At 46.4% G+C, this 461-nt stretch carries 2 tRNA genes and 1 rRNA gene; all 3 read left to right on the top strand.

The annotated features are described in order from the left end of the window. Positions 1-85 precede the first annotated feature (85 nt). A 5S ribosomal RNA gene (gene rrf / locus NE638_RS17890) occupies positions 86-203 on the top strand. Between the two features lie 5 nt (positions 204-208). Next, a tRNA-Ala gene (locus NE638_RS17885) sits at positions 209-281 on the top strand. Positions 282-304: 23 nt separating this feature from the next. After that, a tRNA-Ile gene (locus tag NE638_RS17880) sits at positions 305-378 on the top strand. Positions 379-461: the final 83 nt, after the last annotated feature.

The following is a 461-nucleotide window of genomic DNA, read 5'->3' as shown; positions in this document are numbered from 1 at the left end:
CTGGATCACCTCCTTTCTAAGGAAAAAGTAGAGAAACAAGATGTGTTTTACTGTTGAGTTATCAAGGCAACTGAATAATGATATTTCTGGTAGCGATGCGCTTAGGGGACACACCCGTTCCCATCCCGAACACGACGGTTAAGACCTAAGCGGCCGATGGTACTGCACTGGAGACGGTGTGGGAGAGCAGGTGGCTGCCAGATCAAATGGGGATGTAGCTCAGTTGGGAGAGCACCTGCCTTGCAAGCAGGGGGTCGAGAGTTCGAATCTCTTCATCTCCACTGAAATCGAAAGATTTCAAGATGGGCTTATAGCTCAGCTGGTTAGAGCGCACGCCTGATAAGCGTGAGGTCGGTGGTTCGAGTCCACTTAAGCCCATTGGCTTAGTGATAATAAGCCAATCAATATTGTACCTTGAAAACTGCATACATGAAATTTGATTAAGTTAATCAAATATCCTT

It is taken from the genome of Blautia sp. MSK.18.38, from assembly GCF_024460535.1.
Classification (GTDB): domain Bacteria; phylum Bacillota; class Clostridia; order Lachnospirales; family Lachnospiraceae; genus Blautia_A; species Blautia_A fusiformis.
The sequence above is the reverse complement of the archived record's forward strand: the minus strand, read 5'-3'. Positions and strand labels throughout refer to the sequence as shown.